A 357-nucleotide genomic window follows, 5' to 3' on the forward strand; every position below is an offset into this window, starting at 1 on the left:
CGGGCTCGGAATGAAGTTTACGACGAATTATGAAAGAGCTAGGCTTCAGATGGAAAAAAAAAACAGAAAATAATCGGAAGCTGGTAATTGAAAAAAGTAACATTCGATTACTACGAATCGAATATCTTCAAAAAATAATTAATTATAGACAAAAAAGAAGACCGTATCGACCGAGTTGTAAACTACGCCGATGAGCCCTATGTCGACTCATCACGATGATAGCGACTCGGGTGATGAAAACAGTGATGATGATGATGGTCAAGATTATGATAACGAAAAAAAAAATTACAAATACCAGCTTCGCTTTAACTGAACCAAGACCTGGCAACAGCTCTAGTTTTGACTTAATAGAAGGAA

Annotated in this window: 1 protein-coding gene; it reads left to right on the forward strand. The window is 36.7% G+C overall.

Translation table 11 applies throughout. The features are described 5' to 3' along the window. Positions 1–190: 190 nt before the first annotated feature. Entirely contained in the window at positions 191–313 is a 123-nt protein-coding gene (locus tag F0U47_RS22920; protein ID WP_281291029.1) for a hypothetical protein, read from the forward strand. Positions 314–357 lie beyond the last annotated feature (44 nt).

It is taken from the genome of Nocardioides antri, from assembly GCF_008373765.1.
Taxonomy (GTDB): Bacteria; Actinomycetota; Actinomycetes; order Propionibacteriales; family Nocardioidaceae; genus Nocardioides; species Nocardioides antri.

What these genes read in the sequence shown, in the direction of transcription:
- F0U47_RS22920 (WP_281291029.1), top strand. Translation starts at nt 191, where the DNA reads ATGAGCCCTATGTCGACTCATCACGATGATAGCGACTCGGGTGATGAA.